At 45.1% G+C, this 20,002-nt stretch carries 6 protein-coding genes; 1 reads left to right on the top strand and 5 read right to left on the bottom strand.

Annotation, left to right across the window (positions count from 1 at the left end; all coding sequences use genetic code 11):
- Window positions 1–415 precede the first annotated feature (415 nt).
- The 4 genes from SIB79_RS03090 to SIB79_RS03075 form a co-directional block, all read right to left on the bottom strand.
- Window positions 416–13,456 carry a hypothetical protein gene (locus tag SIB79_RS03090; protein ID WP_413681135.1) on the bottom strand — a complete coding sequence of 4,347 codons (13,041 nt, stop codon included), beginning with the start codon at window positions 13,454–13,456 and terminating at the stop codon, window positions 416–418.
- Between the two features lie 484 nt (window positions 13,457–13,940).
- Window positions 13,941–14,513: a methyltransferase family protein gene (locus SIB79_RS03085; RefSeq protein WP_081215616.1), complete on the bottom strand. Its 573-nt coding sequence runs from the start codon at window positions 14,511–14,513 to the stop codon at window positions 13,941–13,943.
- Between the two features lie 87 nt (window positions 14,514–14,600).
- On the bottom strand, window positions 14,601–17,912 hold the full coding sequence (locus SIB79_RS03080; RefSeq protein ID WP_063402931.1) for an exodeoxyribonuclease V subunit gamma: 3,312 nt from the start codon (window positions 17,910–17,912) through the stop codon (window positions 14,601–14,603).
- Window positions 17,906–18,607: a metallophosphoesterase gene (locus SIB79_RS03075; protein WP_081215617.1), complete on the bottom strand. Its 702-nt coding sequence runs from the start codon at window positions 18,605–18,607 to the stop codon at window positions 17,906–17,908. The genes SIB79_RS03080 and SIB79_RS03075 overlap by 7 nt, the downstream gene beginning before the upstream one ends.
- 46 nt (window positions 18,608–18,653) lie before the next feature.
- On the opposite strand from SIB79_RS03075, the gene SIB79_RS03070 reads away from it, so the two are divergent.
- Entirely contained in the window at window positions 18,654–19,028 is a 375-nt protein-coding gene (locus SIB79_RS03070; protein WP_236066052.1) for a hypothetical protein, read from the top strand.
- Between the two features lie 175 nt (window positions 19,029–19,203).
- Here SIB79_RS03070 and SIB79_RS03065 read toward each other — a convergent pair whose 3' ends face one another.
- Window positions 19,204–19,941 carry a pyridoxine 5'-phosphate synthase gene (locus SIB79_RS03065; RefSeq protein WP_063402933.1) on the bottom strand — a complete coding sequence of 246 codons (738 nt, stop codon included), beginning with the start codon at window positions 19,939–19,941 and terminating at the stop codon, window positions 19,204–19,206.
- Window positions 19,942–20,002 lie beyond the last annotated feature (61 nt).

Below are 20,002 nucleotides of genomic sequence, written 5' to 3'. Positions count from 1 at the left end.
TCTTACTTATAAAGTTATTTTAGTACTACAATTAATTGATTACATACATAGCAAGATAAAATCATTTAATCGGTACTCGATCTTGGCAAAATACTCAAAATCTGGATTGGGATGAGATAAAATGCTATCTCACGAGAGTCATAAGCTGGTGGAAGAAAGAAAGCATCATGATCTAGAGGCGTGCGAGAAAGTCTTGGCCACAAACTGAAAAATAAATTATCTCTAATAACAACAGAGAAGATTATACTTGAAAGCTCACATATTTTATTGACTTTATAGAGTGACTACGGTTATAGACAGGAATATTATTGTAACAATCTAGATTGTCAAACTTTGTATAGCGTGGAAAACAACATCCAGGGATTTGGTATGTGGTTATTGATTGGACTATGAATGAATATTTTGATTGAGATTCCTAGATGGTTGGTAGAGACGAAGAATCACTGGAAATAAATTCAGACCACTCATCCGCAAACTGATCTGATTCGACATCCACTCCTTCCAGCTTAATTTTTAGGCCATAGTTTCCACGAATGACACCGACTATGGTTTCATCATTATCAGTATTTTTGTTTTTAAACGTCAAGGTATCGAGGTGTTCACCATAATTCAACAATATGATCATGTCCTCACTAGAGTCAAAATCTAAAATTGTATCTTTTCCCTGCTTTTTGCTGAAGACAAATGAATCCTCTCCTGCGCCACCTCTTAGTTGGTCATTACCAAGGTCTCCTTGAATAATATCGTTACCATTACCTCCTGATAGGTAATCATCGCCACGATTACCTCTAAGAATATCAGCACCGAACCCTCCATAGAGATCGTCATCACCATGATTGCCGCTAAGAATATCGTCTCCATCACCGCCAATAATTTCGTCGTCTGCTTGATTGCCATTAAGGATATCGTTCCCGTCACCTCCATCAATTTTGTCATTACCTTTCTTACCTCTGAGAATATCATCTCCCTTACCTCCAATGAGCATATCGTTTTCATCACCACCTGAGAGATCGTCATTTTCACTGTCCCCGTAGAGAAGATCGCCTCCAGATGAAAGGGGTGCCTCGCGCTTAAATGAAATACCTGTAGGAAAAGAGCCTTTCTTAGAATAAATAGGGAAATCTATGTTAGCAATATTCTCAGTATGCCAAAGGACTCGTGCATCTGCTGATAAATTTGCACTAATCGCAGCGTTATAGTCGATATACAAATCATTGGCAAATGTAAAAGGGCTAACCGGAAAAGGATTAAGAAAACCAGGTTCTGTTGGGTTCTGATATTGCTCTTGGTTAGACATATAGAATGAAAATGGGCGGTTCAACGGCATTTCTACATATGGGCTTTGAGGTGAGATTTGTAGATTGTTGTCATACAATAATGTTGAATAGTTATCAGCAAAGAGGGTCTCGAGATTATCATCGTCAAGTTTTGTTCCAGTTCGATTAAAAAGATCGGAAGAAATTTGATCTAGAGTTGATCTAAAGTTGGGATCCTCTTGGTATTTTTTAATGATGTCTAGTGACATCCGGCGCCATTTTTCATAATCATCATGATCGTCTGTGGATTTCCATTCACTTTTCCATTCCCAATCATCGTTTAAATCATAAACTATATTTTTCAACCGTGGGACGTTATCCGCCTGACGAGGTAGCAAAACAGACGTCTTATAATTATTAATTGAATATTCTGCCTTTGATTGAGTCACGCCATTTAGTGTGTAATCTCTGATCGCAGGGTTGACATAAGGGTTGACAAAATAATCAAGGTCATATCTAGTTAGCCCAGGATTTTTATTTTTATCGTTAGTCAATAAAGCGGAAGATAAATAAGACCAGTAATTGAAACTCTCCTTTGATGTATTCTCAAGGGGGTTAACTATTTGCTGTGGATGAGCCAGAAAAATCTGTTCTAATAGCTTGGAAGCGACTAGGCTATTATCATGAGGAGACTCTAAATCGGAATTAAGACCAAAGCTATATAATGATTCAAACTTGCCATCTTTCCCTAAAGGTTGATTGTTGTCAGTGTTACTAACAAAAGGTATCGCCTTTTGTGTGTCATTATAATTTGGCCTCAGGTTAACATCCTCCAAAGCCTCATACCAAGAATCATGGCTGGGGATTTCACTATTCGCATCCATGGACACAAACCCTATTCTATAGCTGTCACTCTTGTGGTCGTAGAATGTTGCCGCTAAGTTCCACTCATCCTTTCTGGCAAACCTTGAATTATCCGGGTTAGCCTGTCGCCAGACCTCCAATTCTTGATCAACTGCTACATCCTCAATACCAGGACCTGTTAAATATATATATTCATCTCCTACTTCAATAATGTCTAGTTTATTGACTCCAGACTGCAAATCACCTCTTACACCTACTGAATATGGGCGGATCCATACCAACTGAGAACTTACACCATTTTCTATAGATTTAGGAGGTAATTCACCATCGGTTAAGTTTAAAGTGTTAGCGTTAGGTTGACTATTGGCGTTACTGTAGGCAAGTGAATAACCATATTGGCACCATGGATTAGTGATGCCTGTAGTAAATGGCTCTTGAATTAATAAGTCGTCATTGAGTGAAAGTTTTAATCCCCACTCACCCTTTGCCACATTGTCATAAACAGGTGATAGGTCATCATAGGTCAGTAGTATAGATACATGATGCTTCCATACAGCTGGTTCATCATTATCCTCTTCCGTATTACCCTCAACTGATCGTGTAATTATAGTGCAATTATTAGAGGAAGTGCCAGTAACGTTGTTATTTAGTAACCCATCAAATCTGATTGCCTGGCCTCGCTTACCACCACCTTCAACTTTATTAAGCTCGCCACTTATTTTCGTTAATATGTCTTCGTGTGTAGAGCCAATCTCAAAGCTAATTAAGATAGGTGGGTAATTAGGGATATCTCCTTCTTGATGTTGATCTGCTTTATATAACTCTGGAAGATCCAAAAAGAGAAATGGACTGCCATGCCAATAATCCTCGTCTTGATCATAAGTCATACTCTGCTCAAATGTAGTGAAGTCTTCCCAAGAGAAATCACCTTTTATAGGATTTTGATTCTTATCTTTTAAGATCTTTTGTTCGTTAATATAAGTAGATGTTGCTGTGACCCTATAATCATCATCGAGGCCGGCAAATCGAAGTATCTCAACATCACTTGAGCCAATAGTTTCTTTTGCTATGATTGTTTCTGTTGACTTTGGAATGGCAAGTGTCATCAACTTGCTCACAATAGACCCTGCCTTATCATCAGTAAGGTTATGATCATTTTTGATATTTTCTTTCAGTTGTATCAAGATTGTGCTATTTTGATTTAATTCTCCATCCACGGCAGAATTAAAATCAGTAAAGTTAAAAGCAACTTTTTTATCTCCATTTCCTACCGTTTGATAATCATTTGAATTAATTACCTTAAGACTGTCTTTATTATGGATCCAGCCTGTAGATGATATTGCTAGATAATCGGAGCTGTTTTGCGGCTTAGAGAAGTGGTAGTTATCAGGATTATGCTTATCAAAATATATAACCTTATCAAAAACTATATTGACATGCAAGTATGAGTCTTCAAGAAAAGATTCGTCGCCATCAAGTGCATTAGTGTTAAGATGCACTGCGACATCATAAAGTCCAAGTGGAGGTGATATATGTCCATTTAATTTTGCAGGCTTACTATCCGATATAGTACCAAATATATCCTGTAATGATATTTGTTGTTCTGCGCTCGGTTCACCTCCACCCAGCTTTAGTCTTGGTTCTAGATCTATCACACCCTTAAGACCAGCGGTCGCACTAATGGCTCCAATGAAAGCATCAAGTTCTATAGATATATCTAACTGTGAATCTAAGTTGAGAACCGTATCTTGCAAATTTATCACTGAAGATTTCAATGCTAGATCAGCAATACTTTTTGATAAAGTAACACTATCTTGAGTAGCACTGGTATCATAGAGATTTAGAACATCATTGATACTGATCTCAGAGGCAAGGCTAGTTTTTACATTAGCGCCTATAGTACCTCCTAAGCCAATATTAGCTAAGGGAAAGAATGGTACTGGTACGCTTCCTCCTGGTATGGGTACGTTTAAGTTGAAATCTAAATCTAATTTCGCTAATGTATTCTTTGCATCTGGACTTAGAAAGTAATTATATATCAGATTCGCTGCACCAGCCTTAGAGAACAGTGGAAATGTAATGTTTGTACCACCTTGACCTTTGTTATCAATAGCAGCCGGCAGATCAAAACCATCATCTTCCCCTTCCATATTGTCTAAAATATCTTCTACACCTTCTTCCAGATCTGTACCTAGACCTATTGGGCTAAGAGGAGTTGAGAAGGGTTCATTTTGACTGGTAGATAGGTTAACATCAAACTCGAATTCAGCTAGGGTAAACTCATCTGAATCAGGAGTGGCATTGATTGCAATTAGCTTATCTGCTAACTCGACAAATGCTTGAGCATCCTTCACCGCTGGAGTTAAAGAGACTGGGTCATTTCCTTGAACAAATTCGCTGCTTGCTTTAGTAATATCTAGTATCTCTATTAATTGTATTTTACCATCTCGATATATGTTTCCAGGTGTGGACTCTATGAAATCAACAACTGGAGATGCTAAAGCACTTGGAATACCAGATGTGATCTTTACCTCTGCTGTAAGGATATCTATTATATCCTTTATATTTCCTGTAAATGATTTTAAAGACTTACCGATATCAGACAATGCAGAAGTCACATATCCAAGATTTAATTTAATATCCTGTACAGATATTTTCATCTTCCTATCTTGTTGACTGTTGAGCTGTTGGGCCAACTGAGTACCATCTGACGTAGTACTTTTATATTTATATAAACCATATTCCATATCATGAGGGTCAGAATATGTAGCTGATACACCTCCAATCTCAAAAAGCCCCCCAATATCTATATCGTCTGTGAATCCACCTCTTATTTCACCAAAGTTCCAATTATCTTGTGTAACTTGACGTATATCAGGAGAATCAATCGTATCAATTAGACTAGATTTAAAGGTATCAGTAGTGGCGTGAGTTCCTGCTTCAAAGTGTAAGGTATCTACAAACCCAAGGTCATTAAAGCTTATACCTCCATTCAACGCCCATAGACTGTCGCCTAGATTATTCTCAACCATGCCGAGCATTAACCCAGCGTCTAGATCAAGATTTAAGTCTGAACCCAGATTTAGTTTATTATCTTTTGTGCCAATATTTCCTATTAAATACCTAAAATATCCTTTGGATTCTTGCCCTAAGGCTGTTCGTTGGGATGACTCCTGGGCAGGTTGAATATATCTAAATTCTGCTTCAGCACTTGATTTAAAATCAGCTACATTAACATCGACTGTAGCTTTACTAATAGTATAAATCTTGTCGCCTAACGTATCCAAATCTACTTCGTCTACATAATTATAATCAAAGTTAGCACTAGTGTTAACACCTACACCAGATTGATTAATATTAACATGCGCTTCTCCATTAAAATCTTTTACGTATAAGCCGCCATCAGTATTTTCCTTAATAAGAATTTTATTTGCTGTAATACCTCCTTGGAATGGAGATTCACCTTCAATCTCAATACTCGCGTTTTGAATTTTATATGTAGGCTCACCTTCATCGTATGTATATACAACTTCTGCGTTAGTTTCAACGGTTAAGCCACCACTTCCCTGAATTTTTAAATCTCCCTTGGCTTTCCATTCCTTGATATTGAATCCATCGTTAGTATCTTCTAATTTAATATATTCCAAAGCGGCTGTCCCCTCTATTCCGTTAGTCTTATCGAAGTTAATTTCACCTCCAGAAATCGTATAGACAGCTAAGTCATCAGATTCTCGTGTATAGCTGACTTTACTATTAACTTTAAAATCAAAAGCAGCTGATTCAAATGCAATATCTCCCCTAGCAGTCCAATTTTGCGTTTGCAAATTACCACGTATTGACTGTAGTAAAATATCATCTGCTATTGCTGTTATTTTAAGTTCGGTAGTGCGCTTCTTTAATTCAAAGTTTATATTGGATGATGAGATTTCATAGGTCGCGATCGAGTCTGGATTTAATAGATAATTAACTGTTCCTGTTGCGTTTAATTGAATGTGTCCTGCATTTATATTAATATCACCGGTTGCATTCCAGCTCTGCGCCTTCCAATCTGTATCTCTCGTTAAGACAACATCTCTTGCTGTGACTTCGCTGCTGAAAACACCCTTCGCCGAACCAACGTCTGCAGATAGTGATGCTGATGAAATTCGATAAGTAGAATCACCACCATAGTCATCATCACTCAATTGATAGGCAACATTCGCTTCTGCTTTTGCTTCAATCTCTCCTGCATCTATAGCAATGACACCGGTTGCATTCCAGCTCTGCGCCTTCCAATCTGTATCTCTCGTTAAGACAACATCTCTTGCTGTGACTTCGCTGTTGACTTCGCTGTTGAAAACACCATTCGCCGCCGAACCAGCCTCTACAGATAGTGATGCTGATGAAATTCGATAAGTAGAATCACCACCATAGTCATCATCACTCAATTGATAGGCAACATTCGCTTCTGCTTTTGCTTCAATCTCTCCTGCATCTATAGCAATGACACCGGTTGCATTCCAGCTCTGCGCCTTCCAATCTGTATCTCTCGTTAAGACAACATCTCTTGCTGTGACTTCGCTGTTGACTTCGCTGTTGAAAACACCATTCGCCGCCGAACCAGCCTCTACAGATAGTGATGCTGATGAAATTCGATAAGTAGAATCACCACCATAGTCATCATCACTCAATTGATAGGCAACATTCGCTTCTGCTTTTGCTTCAATCTCTCCTGCATCTATAGCAATGACACCGGTTGCATTCCAGCTCTGCGCTTGCCATGTTGAACTCTCACCAGCAGTAATTCGCTTGAGGACAACATCTCTGGCTGTGACTTCGCTGCTGAAAACACCCTTCGCAGAACCATCATCTACAGATAGTGATGCTGATGAAATTCGATAAGTAGAATCACCACCATAGTCATCATCACTCAATTGATAGGCAACATTCGCTTCTGCTTTTGCTTCAATCTCTCCTGCATCTATAGCAATGACACCGGTTGCATTCCAGCTCTGCGCCTTCCAATCTGTATCTCTCGTTAAGACAACATCTCTTGCTGTGACTTCGCTGTTGACTGCGCTGTTGAAAACACCATTCGCCGCCGAACCAGCCTCTACAGATAGTGATGCTGATGAAATTCGATAAGTAGAAGCATCACCATAGTCATCATCACTCAATTGATAGGCAACATTCGCTTCTGCTTTTGCTTTAATCTCTCCTGCATCTATATCAATGACACCGGTTGCATTCCAGCTCTGCGCTTCCCACGTTGAACTCTCACCAGCAGTAATTCGCTTGAGGACAACATCTCTGGCTGTGACTTCGCTGCTGAAAACACCCTCCGCCGAACCATCTTCTACAGATAGTGATGCTGATGAAATTCGATAAGTAGAAGCATCACCATAGTCATCATCACTCAATTGATAGGCAACATTCGCTTCTGCTTTTGCTTCAATCTCTCCTGCTTCTATATCAATAACACCGGTTGCATTCCAGCTCTGCGCTTCCCACGTTGAACTCTCACCAGCAGTAATTCGCTTGAGGAGAACATCTCTGGCTGTAACGTCGCTACTGAAAACACCCTTCGCAGAACCATCGGCTACAGATAGTGATGCTGATGAAATTCGATAAGTAGAAGCATCACCATAGTCATCATCACTCAATTGATAGGCAACATTCGCTTCTGCTTTTGCTTCAATCTCTCCTGCTTCTATATCAATAACACCGGTTGCATTCCAGCTCTGCGCTTCCCACGTTGAACTCTCACCAGCAGTAATTCGCTTGAGGAGAACATCTCTGGCTGTAACGTCGCTACTGAAAACACCCTTCGCAGAACCATCATCTACAGATAGTGATGCTGATGAAATTCGATAAGTAGAAGCATCACCATAGTCATCATCACTCAATTGATAGGCAACATTCGCTTCTGCTTTTGCTTTAATCTCTCCTGCTTCTATATCAATAACACCGGTTGCATTCCAGCTCTGCGCTTCCCATGTTGGACTTTTAGTATCAATGGCAGTAATTCGCTTGAGGAGAACATCTCTGGCTGTGACTTCGCTGTTGACTGCGCTGTTGAAAACACCATTCGCCGCCGAACCAGCCTCTACAGAGAGTGATGCTGATGAAATTCGATAAGTAGAAGCATCACCATAGTCATCATCACTCAATTGATAGGCAACATTCGCTTCTGCTTTTGCTTTAATCTCTTCTGCATTTATATCAATGACACCGGTTGCATTCCAGCTCTGCGCTTCCCACGTTGAACTCTCACCAGCAGTAATTCGCTTGAGGACAACATCTCTGGCTGTGACTTCGCTGCTGAAAACACCCTCCGCCGAACCATCTTCTACAGATAGTGATGCTGATGAAATTCGATAAGTAGAAGCATCACCATAGTCATCATCACTCAATTGATAGGCAACATTCGCTTCTGCTTTTGCTTCAATCTCTCCTGCTTCTATATCAATAACACCGGTTGCATTCCAGCTCTGCGCTTCCCATGTTGGACTTTTAGCATCAATGGCAGTAATTCGCTTGAGGAGAACATCTCTGGCTGTAACGTCGCTACTGAAAACACCCTTCGCAGAACCATCGGCTACAGATAGTGATGCTGATGAAATTCGATAAGTAGAAGCATCACCATAGTCATCATCACTCAATTGATAGGCAACATTCGCTTCTGCTTTTGCTTTAATCTCTCCTGCTTCTATATCAATAACACCGGTTGCATTCCAGCTCTGCGCTTCCCACGTTGAACTCTCACCAGCAGTAATTCGCTTGAGGAGAACATCTCTGGCTGTAACGTCGCTACTGAAAACACCCTTCGCAGAACCATCGGCTACAGATAGTGATGCTGATGAAATTCGATAAGTAGAAGCATCACCATAGTCATCATCACTCAATTGATAGGCAACATTCGCTTCTGCTTTTGCTTCAATCTCTCCTGCTTCTATATCAATAACACCGGTTGCATTCCAGCTCTGCGCTTCCCATGTTGGACTTTTAGTATCAATGGCAGTAATTCGCTTGAGGAGAACATCTCTGGCTGTGACTTCGCTACTGAAAACACCCTTCGCCGAACCATCGGCTACAGATAGTGATGCTGATGAAATTCGATAAGTAGAAGCATCACCATAGTCATCATCACTCAATTGATAGGCAACATTCGCTTCTGCTTTTGCTTCAATCTCTCCTGCTTCTATATCAATGACACCGGTTGCATTCCAGCTCTGCGCTTGCCATGTTGGACTACCGCTAGCAGTAATTCGCTTGAGGACAACATCTCTGGCTGTAACTTCGCTGCTGAAAACACCCTTCGCCGAACCATCGGCTACAGATAGTGATGCTGATGAAATTCGATAAGTAGAAGCATCACCATAGTCATCATCACTCAATTGATAGGCAACATTCGCTTCTGCTTTTGCTTTAATCTCTCCTGCATTTATATTAATATCACCGGTTGCATTCCAGCTCTGCGCTTGCCATGTTGGACTACCGCTAGCAGTAATTCGCTTAAGGACAACATCTCTGGCTGTAACTTCGCTGCTGACTTCGCTGTTGAAAACACCCTTCGCAGAACCATCGGCTACAGATAGTGATGCTGATGAAATTCGATAAGTAGAAGCATCACCATAGTCATCATCACTCAATTGATAGGCAACATTCGCTTCTGCTTTTGCTTTAATCTCTCCTGCTTCTATATCAATGACACCGGTTGCATTCCAGCTCTGCGCTTGCCATGTTGGACTACCGCTAGCAGTAATTCGCTTAAGGACAACATCTCTGGCTGTGACTTCGCTGCTGAAAACACCCTCCGCCGAACCATCTTCTACAGATAGTGATGCTGATGAAATTCGATAAGTAGAAGCATCACCATAGTCATCATCACTCAATTGATAGGCAACATTCGCTTCTGCTTTTGCTTTAATCTCTCCTGCATTTATATTAATATCACCGGTTGCATTCCAGCTCTGCGCTTGCCATGTTGGACTACCGCTAGCAGTAATTCGCTTAAGGACAACATCTCTGGCTGTAACTTCGCTGCTGACTTCGCTGTTGAAAACACCCTCCGCCGAACCATCGGCTACAGATAGTGATGCTGATGAAATTCGATAAGTAGAAGCATCACCATAGTCATCATCACTCAATTGATAGGCAACATTCGCTTCTGCTTTTGCTTCAATCTCTCCTGCTTCTATATCAATGACACCGGTTGCATTCCAGCTCTGCGCTTGCCATGTTGGACTACCGCTAGCAGTAATTCGCTTGAGGACAACATCTCTGGCTGTAACTTCGCTGCTGAAAACACCCTTCGCCGAACCATCGGCTACAGATAGTGATGCTGATGAAATTCGATAAGTAGAAGCATCACCATAGTCATCATCACTCAATTGATAGGCAACATTCGCTTCTGCTTTTGCTTTAATCTCTCCTGCATTTATATTAATATCACCGGTTGCATTCCAGCTCTGCGCTTGCCATGTTGGACTACCGCTAGCAGTAATTCGCTTAAGGACAACATCTCTGGCTGTAACTTCGCTGCTGACTTCGCTGTTGAAAACACCCTTCGCAGAACCATCGGCTACAGATAGTGATGCTGATGAAATTCGATAAGTAGAAGCATCACCATAGTCATCATCACTCAATTGATAGGCAACATTCGCTTCTGCTTTTGCTTTAATCTCTCCTGCTTCTATATCAATGACACCGGTTGCATTCCAGCTCTGCGCTTGCCATGTTGGACTACCGCTAGCAGTAATTCGCTTAAGGACAACATCTCTGGCTGTGACTTCGCTGCTGAAAACACCCTCCGCCGAACCATCTTCTACAGATAGTGATGCTGATGAAATTCGATAAGTAGAAGCATCACCATAGTCATCATCACTCAATTGATAGGCAACATTCGCTTCTGCTTTTGCTTTAATCTCTCCTGCATTTATATTAATATCACCGGTTGCATTCCAGCTCTGCGCTTGCCATGTTGGACTACCGCTAGCAGTAATTCGCTTAAGGACAACATCTCTGGCTGTAACTTCGCTGCTGACTTCGCTGTTGAAAACACCCTTCGCAGAACCATCGGCTACAGATAGTGATGCTGATGAAATTCGATAAGTAGAAGCATCACCATAGTCATCATCACTCAATTGATAGGCAACATTCGCTTCTGCTTTTGCTTCAATCTCTCCTGCTTCTATATCAATGACACCGGTTGCATTCCAGCTCTGCGCTTGCCATGTTGGACTACCGCTAGCAGTAATTCGCTTGAGGACAACATCTCTGGCTGTAACTTCGCTGCTGAAAACACCCTTCGCCGAACCATCGGCTACAGATAGTGATGCTGATGAAATTCGATAAGTAGAAGCATCACCATAGTCATCATCACTCAATTGATAGGCAACATTCGCTTCTGCTTTTGCTTCAATCTCTCCTGCTTCTATATCAATAACACCGGTTGCATTCCAGCTCTGCGCTTGCCACGTTGAACTCTCACCAGCAGTAATTCGCTTGAGGACAACATCTCTTGCTTTAATTTTTGCATCTGAATCAAATATACCCTCCGCAAAAGCGTCACTAATAATGGAAGCGTCTAAACGTTTCACCCTATATGTAGACGCGTCATCATACTGACTATCACTAAGATGATAAACAATATTTGCTTTTACATTGCTGTCTATTTTAAGGCCTACATTTTTCAATGGTTTTACCCTAAGTTCACCCTCAACTTCCCAGCTCTGGGCTTGCCACTGTGGACTTTCCTCATCAATGGCAGTAATTCGCTTCAATACAACATCAGAGGCTTTGACTTTCCCACTAAAGACTTCTTGGCCAACATTTTTGCTGCTTATATCAGAGTCAGCAGATATAATTGTATATGTAGTAGCTTCACCATAATCACTATCTTTAAGTTGATAGCCAACAAGAGCTTTAGCATTGCTATCTAAATTAAAACCAATGCTACTTAAGAAGTTTGTCTTAAGTTGACTTTCAATTTGCCAGCTCTGCGCTTGCCATGATTGCTTAGTACCATCTCCCTCACCAACTGTGACTTGCTTAAGGACAACATCCTTCGCTTCAACTTGGACATCTAAATCAAATACACCTTGCGCAAAACTATGGCTATCGACTTTTGCCTTAAAATCTTTAATCGTAGTTGTCGATGCATATTCATAGTTTTCATCGCTAAGCTTATAAACAGCATTTACTGTTGCATTCCCTCTTAAATCAAGGCCTATGCTGTTTAAAACCTCAGCCTCTAACTCACCCTCAACGTCCCAGCCCTGCACTTGCCATGAATAGGCTCCTGTGCTATCAACGACATGTTTTAATTGAACATCAGAAGCACTAAGTGCAACACCATTGATAATACCTAATGGATCTTTATTTTGCATCTTGATATTACCTTGGACTGCGTAAGTCGCGCGCGTCTTGTCGAATGAAACCTCAAGCTTTCCATCAAGACTTAATCCTTTGAAGTTAAGATTCTCGGCATCTGCATTTACTGTCCATTGATAAACCTCCCCATTGACAACCTTTATCCCAGTAAGCTCTGCATTGGCTTCCACTCCACTACTTCTGAGAGTTTTGGGAGCAAGATGAGTAAAACTGCGAGAAATATATTTAGATCTCCTGTCAGGATTACCAACTTCAGCACTGATAATCTCAGGCAGGGAAAAGTCAAAGTCTCCACCCATACCTCGAATATACCAATCGGAGAAATCCTCTTCCTCTGATATTATCTCTACAGGAATTTTTTCAAGAAGATCTTGTGGTATTTTGTTGCTAGAGTCAATTCTAAGTAGTCTGGTTAAATGAGCTTTCTTCGCTGGGATACTCCAAAACCCTTCCTCATTAAGTGTGGGTAGAGCTGAGGCTTCTAACTCACCAAATTTTGATGTCCATGTAGCACCACCTTTGTGAAATAGCTCTCCATTGTATGAAGCAACTAGTTCACTGAGTTGCCCATAGCCTATTAGTGTTTGCCCACGACCTAAAACTGTTTCACTAGCATGAAAACCAGAAATCTCCTTCTCCGCTTGCGATAAGCCCACCCCGACAGAACATCCCCACACCAATAGACGCCCTTGACTTGCAGCCATTGCTTCTGCAAGCACAAGGAGCTGCTCTTTATCAATACCTTCCCCAAGAGCCAGAGAACCTGGCTTACCGTGAGCTATCAAATGCAGATCTACCCCCTTGGGGTGACTCTGCAAAACACTTGAAATCAATAATTGCGTGGATGCCTTCTGAGGAATCTTGAAGCATTGCCAATCAGCCGAGTTGAGATTCTTATCAATTCCTAGGTTTTGGGATAAAATCGAGTCCACTAACACTATTGATTTCTGGCGTTGACCCAAAGCCAAAGTGCCTCTTTCTCGATCGTCACCAATGAGCCTCAGATCAAAAAGGCAACTACTCCTATGCAAGCCTTGAGCTAGTGCCATAGTTATCTACTAGAGCAAAATTCTCTAAAGAACACTTAAACTCATACTACAGCTAAAAAGGAAAAATAGTTCAAGAGTGACTAGCAGCCCATCGAAATCACTGCTTATCTTGATAGAAATACCAGAGCCAAAATATGCGGCCAAAAATCAAGAAAAGCTTTTTGACCTTGTCAGAAGATGTCCTTCTGTAACAGCTGGAACATTTTCCTCCCCAAAGCCGCATCAATCCTCACGACATAGGTTCAGACTTTTAGCTATTCATTGATTTTTGACTACATAATTGAACCAAGGGTATCTGAGCTCAAAGCCTGGCAACTCTTATGCGGATGGCAATATTTTGCAATTCCAATCTTGATTTCATTTGGCCCCAGTTCGGGGATGTTTTGCGAAAGTAGTTTCAGCTCCGCCAGTCCAGTAAGGGCAACCCAGGGATAATCGCCACAGTACTAGTGCGATAGGCACTGTATTCAGGATGCAAGATCAGTAACTTTCGCTCCTCCCGCCGAGCCTTGCCTCTCAGCAAAAGGCACAACGCAAGGAACAACGCCACATGCAACAGGCTGCCAAGGGCAATGGCAACTCCAGCGGAACACAGCAACAGCGCTTGATAAAGCGGATGGCGGCAGCGTCGATAGGCACCCATCGTTACCAGGGCAGCAGCGGGCTTTGGATCAGGCAGTGGTGAAAGGCTTGCGCCAAGACGCCAGAACGCTTGAACCACTAACAACACCCCCACACCAAATAGGCAGGCGCCAAAAATGGTAATTGGCAATGGCCAGCGATATCCCCAACGCTCTAAAGCAGGCCAAGGGGGCAAGAGATGGGCTGCAATCAGGATGATCTGTGCCAACAGCCACCACTCACCCTGGCGATTATCCAGCCAGCCTCCCCAACTCAGTCCCCAACCAGAAAAAGCCATACCCAGAGACTCTGATGGGCTTTGCTTTGTAGAATTTGACATCGAAGCCATGACATGGATCTATTCACACAAGTCTGCGCAGACTGAATAGCAAAAAGCTTGCATGACCTTCAAATCAATGATCAGCCGCAATGACTTCTAGATCGCCAATGTCTCAACCAAAGGGCCATAGAGGCTTGTGTATGCCTGCTCAAAACCAGCGCTGTTGAGAAGCTCTGAAGCTTCGCAGTTCAGACCAAAACAGAGCTGCATCTCAGCCCGTTCACGCTCACCCTGAACATTAAATCCGCCACTCCAAGACTGACGGAAGGCTTGTTCACCCCTACCAGCCGATTTGTTGTTGGCGTTGGCGTAGGCCCAACCACTCATCGGTGGCACCGGCCAACACTGACTCAAACCCTGACAGGCCAAAGCCTGCAAAGCAATGAGTTGTTCTCTTGCTTGCTCGGCTGGAAGTGGCTGCCAACGCAGAGCTATCTCAAATTGATCCTTCTTGGCTGCTGATCCACAACGGGCTACGACGACAGTTGCCGAGGTAAGCGTGTGATTTGCGCAGACCTGCAAATGGCTTAGCCATCCCTCCATCACCCCCCTTGACTTCAACTGACCTGGTTGCACCACCACGACCGTGTCCCCAGCCCAAAGCATTTGCCTGGAGCCATCCGCCAATTCAAGACGTCGTGTCGAGCATGGTCCCATGCTCAGTAGCGTTGCCTGTAAATGTTGCCAACGCTTCTCGAGTCGTTCGCACTCCAACGTCGCAGCTGCTCCTGGTGGAAGGGTGCCTTGGCCGGCATAGCGATGCTTCCAATCACCTGCTTCTGATCCCTGCAACAATGCCTTCTCATCCGTAGGGAGATGGCCAAGCAGCTCTGACAAGCGTTGCCTGAGCAGACCATGCCGATGCCATTCATCTAGATCGAGGGCCTCAAGGTCTTCAACAGGATCAAACCATTCACGTGGTGTTACCTGAAATTGCTCCAGCCAAATCAGCTGGGGAGCGATTAACCAGCGCAACAACAATTCAGATGAGATAACCGCAGAAGCATCCAATGACACCGAACTCCAATGCAAAGGTAGAGCAAGGGCAAGGGGTGGTGGCGCAAGAGTTTTATCCAACCAGCGGCGCGCCTCGAAATGGCGACGGTCACAGCTAGGAGGCGGTTGGCTCCCCTGAGATAGAAAATTACTGCGATCAAGGGGGTTGGCGGCTGGTTCTCGACATAGGCCCTGGAACGTCTCATCGCTGAGCTCATGCCGCAGCCATCCGAGCCATTGCTGCACAGGACTGGCTGCTGGGCGACATTCCCCCGTGTGCTCATCGCGACTGTTCCATGTGATTAGCAAATGCTGTCGGGTCGACATCAATGCTTCCAAAAGCACATAACGATCTTGATCACTACTGCGTGGATCCCCTAGCTGACGCTGCTGCTCCAATAGATGAAAGCCAGCTCGCTCGCGATGGCGAGGGAAAACATCGGCGTCCAATCCCATCAGCACGATCACACGATGAGGGATGGCACGCATCGGCTCCAGAGCACTCACTGTGAGGGCACCAGTGCGATGTCCAAACCGACCGCTATCTGCAGAGAGAGCTTCATTCAACACATCTGCTACAACAGCCGCTTCCAGCAACAACGTGCAATCAGCACCAATCTGACGCCAATCCTCCAAAGCAATCAGCAGGCACTGCCGCTCCCAGGCCCAAGAGCCACCATCACCAAACAACTCCTCGACAAAACCCTGTAGAAGCTCTACCCAAGCTCCACAAGTTCGAGCACGACGAAACTCTTTCAGCTGCCGGCAGAACTGGGCTAAAAGCTGCCACCACTTCGCAAGCTGTGCTGGTTCCAGCCCCTCTGCGAAGGGTGCTGCTCCTCCAGGGGCCAGACCTGGTGTGCTGGGCAACACCAAGCCAAGCAGCCAGCGATCCAGGCACCAGCTGAGGCTATGGGTCTCATCACCACCACGCTCCTCGGCATCAAGGCCCCAGCGAAATCCTGTGCGCTGTAAACAGCGACTAAGGCTACTGGCATCGTCCTGGCTGAAACCTTGCTGCTGCTGTATTGCCGGATTAGCGAGCAAGCCTTCAAGGGCGGTGGCAGTCAATCGCTCGCCTGCGATCTGAAGCAGTTGCAACATCCCCTGCGTCAGCCCAGGGCTGTTCTGCTGGCTGCGATCTGTGAGCCGCCAGGGAAGCTCCACGCCAGTGGCTGCAGCATCGTTGAACACCGATGCGAGCAGAGGAGCAAAACGATTGACCTGTGGGGTCATCACCAACACATCACGGGGTTCGAGGCTGGGGTCGGCAGCAAACCATTGCAAGATCTGATCGCGGACCAACTGCACCTGGCGCCATTGCCCAGGGCAAGCCAAAAACTGCAAAGAACTGTCCTCTTGCCTGCGCCGCAGAGGTTGATGATCCTCCGGCGAGACAAGCTGCTGCTGAAGCTGCTCAAGCAACGTAGGTTCTTGCCCGGATTCACAAGCCATGCTGGCCGGCGCGGCGAATAGATCACCCTCCTGCCACTGGCCAAGCTGACTCTCACCGCCACCTTCCAGCAACTGCTGAAATTCCGCGCCCATGCGTCCAAGAATGGCTTCTAAGCGCGGCGCTTCGAACATCCACAAACCATCAGCTGGCTCGGTCCACTGATTCCCCAACGTCTCCCTTCTGCTACGACATCGCTGCCAAAGATCCGGACAGGGGGTCAGCAGAAACATCTGTACGTCCACAAGACCCGAGAGGGCCTGAATCAACTCCACTTGCGCCGGAGCAAGACTGCTCAGACCAAAAAGCCGCAGTTGACTTGGCAATGCCATGGCGGGGTTGTCTCCGCTGCGCAGCTTTGAAACAGCCCTATGCACCTGAATCCCGAACGGTTCAACCTGCAAACGTTCAGCCAATAAACGCAGCAACTGGGGTTGCCAGCGCAGGGTTAAAGGCATCTCCTGCGATGAGTTCAAAAGCCGATCACTGCCCTGCAGCCATTGATGAATCAACTTGGGGCGGTAAAGCGCATAGTCGTCAAAGGCATCGGCAATGCTTCTGGCTAACTGCCATTGCACTCGGTTGAGGTGGCCTGGCCGAGATGGCTGCCGATTGACCCATTCTCTCAATGGCGCAGCTTCTTCAGTCTCCAAAAGCTGTGGCAACAAATCAAGCAAAGGCCAAACGAGTCGACTAGCCCGCCAGGGATCTTCAGCATCACTATCGATCCCCAATATCATCCGAACCAATTGCCTTAAACGTGATCCTGGGAAAGGGAATCGCACCAAAGCACTGATGCCATTCACGCTTGCCAACTGTTCCCCCAGCCAGCGGCTTGTGGGCCAGGTGTTCACCACGACATCCACTGAGTCAAATAGACCTGGTGGTGCCAGACGCAGCTGCTCCGCCAACACTCGAGCTAACCACTCCGCTCTGTTGCTGCGGTAGATCGTCAGCAAGGCTTAGTAGAAACCAGGGATGATGATGTAGTCATCTCTCGAGTGAACGCCTCTTTGAGCTTGTCGACATCGCATGCAAGATGCTGATTCAACTTGCGGTCACCGCAGACCTGAACAACAGCATCGCGTTCTGGGCAATAGGCGCTCAGCAGCCCCCCGTAGCAAGCCCCCGTATCAATCATCACAATATGGCGATGGCGCTCCACCTGGAAACGAGGGGTATGAGCCACGATCACGCGTCCATAGCGACCGTCGTAATCCTCCCAGAATCGCTGACGAATGCTCAAATCAGTATTGCCATCGAGGTCAAAGCCAGCGTGAGTCGCAATCCATCCCTTGGCTTTGTAAACAAGAGGAAGCCCTTTCAAGCGGCTTAACCACTCTCGAGCCTGGCGATCACCCAATTGCCGGTACGTGTCAATCGCCAGCAAAGCAGCCTGGCCATCTTGAGGGTCGACCTCCAGACAATCGATCAGGTGTTGTTCATGGTTTCCACGCAACCAATGAGCACGACCGCCATAGACCATTTCCCAGGCAAGCAACATGGTGGCCTCAATGGCCGGCCCTCGATTGATCACATCTCCACAAAACACGAGCTGGTCTGAGCTGGGGAGCAAGGCGATGAGCTCTACCAAGGATTGATAACAGCCATGGACATCCCCAATCACCCAGTGACATTCGCGGGGTGACTTCACAATCGCAGCAGCATTCTCTTCAAGATTCTGACTTGGCAGTAGCCATATGTCAGCGCTACTGCGTACGGTGAACAGTCTTGAAGTGGTTGATTTGGATCCACGCACGTTGCCGGTCATCAAACGAGTCGACTTACTCGTCAAATCCCTCAATGGTGCTGAGCGCACCAATGAAGCTTTGGCGCGTTGCGAGGATGCAGACTCCATGATTGACGTCCTTCTAGGTGCGGCAGCCCAGCTTGAGCTTGGTCTCACCCGGGAAGATTTGATGACCACACCACCAATCCGTGACTGGATCTGGTGGAAGGAGAAAGAGGCCCTGATTACCATCGGTGAAACCAAGCCCCGTTACAAACAAGACGATCGAGCCTCCGCAGAGAATTCGACTGGACGTCGCACCTTCCTAGGGTTGTTCAGATTCTGATTGCTCAATGTTGGAGAGCCTATTTTAGGCTTCAGCAGAAGGATAAGTAACGATCGAGACCACCATCACTGCAGGCAGATTCATCGTTTTTACTCAGCCAACATGTCCGGCATCAAAGATTTACTGAGTAAGCATTGATTTGCAGAGATAAATAATGCCTACTCATCCTTACTGACTACCCAAAAAGAGGCTCTCGTCGGGGATTCTGGACAAGACGCTTCATCTCTCTTACAGCTTCTTGAAGGCCTACAGCGATCGAGCGGGCCACAATTGTATGACCAATATTCAATTCTTCAATCCCTTCAATCGCAGCCACGGCTTCTACATTCTGATAAGTGAGGCCATGCCCAGCATTCACCCGTAAGCCAAGGCTGCGCGCTCTTGTTGTCGCTTCAGTCAAGCGTGCAAGTTCAAAGGATTGATCAGCCCAACAGGCTTCGGCGTAAGCGCCAGTGTGCAGCTCCACCCAACGGGCACCACTCGTACTAGCTGCCTCCAGTTGTTGAGAAACAGGGTCTACAAACAAGCTGACGGGAATCCCTGCAACCTGCAGCTGATCAACCATGCCTTTCAAGGATCCCTGCTGGGCAGCAACATCCAAACCTCCTTCTGTGGTCACCTCCTGCCGTTGTTCTGGTACGAGTGTCACCATGTCAGGTTGAATTTTTAAAGCAATCCCCACCATTTCAGCAGTGGCTGCCATCTCCAAATTGAGACGACTGCGCACTGTTGCCCGAAGCAGGTCCAAGTCTCGATCCTGAATATGACGGCGATCTTCTCTTAAGTGAACTGTGATGCCATCGGCTCCACCAAGTTCCGCCAATAGAGCCATCGGCACTGGATCGGGTTCCACGGTTTGGCGAGCCTGGCGCACATTGGCAATGTGGTCGATGTTGACCCCGAGGCTGGCCATAAAGAAAGGGAAACAGGCCTGATCCTATTGGGGATAATTGCCCCCCTTCTATTCTCTAAGG

The sequence above is a fragment of the Prochlorococcus sp. MIT 1342 genome (assembly GCF_047304495.1).
Taxonomy (GTDB): domain Bacteria; phylum Cyanobacteriota; class Cyanobacteriia; order PCC-6307; family Cyanobiaceae; genus Prochlorococcus; species Prochlorococcus marinus_D.
This window is presented reverse-complemented; position numbering and strand designations above follow the sequence as displayed.

Excerpts from the sequence above, each read along its gene's own strand:
- SIB79_RS03085 (WP_081215616.1), bottom strand. The coding sequence starts at position 14,513 with ATGGCTTCGATGTCAAATTCTACAAAGCAAAGCCCATCAGAGTCTCTG.
- SIB79_RS03070 (WP_236066052.1), top strand. The coding sequence starts at position 18,654 with ATGTCAGCGCTACTGCGTACGGTGAACAGTCTTGAAGTGGTTGATTTG.
- SIB79_RS03065 (WP_063402933.1), bottom strand. The coding sequence starts at position 19,941 with ATGGCCAGCCTCGGGGTCAACATCGACCACATTGCCAATGTGCGCCAG.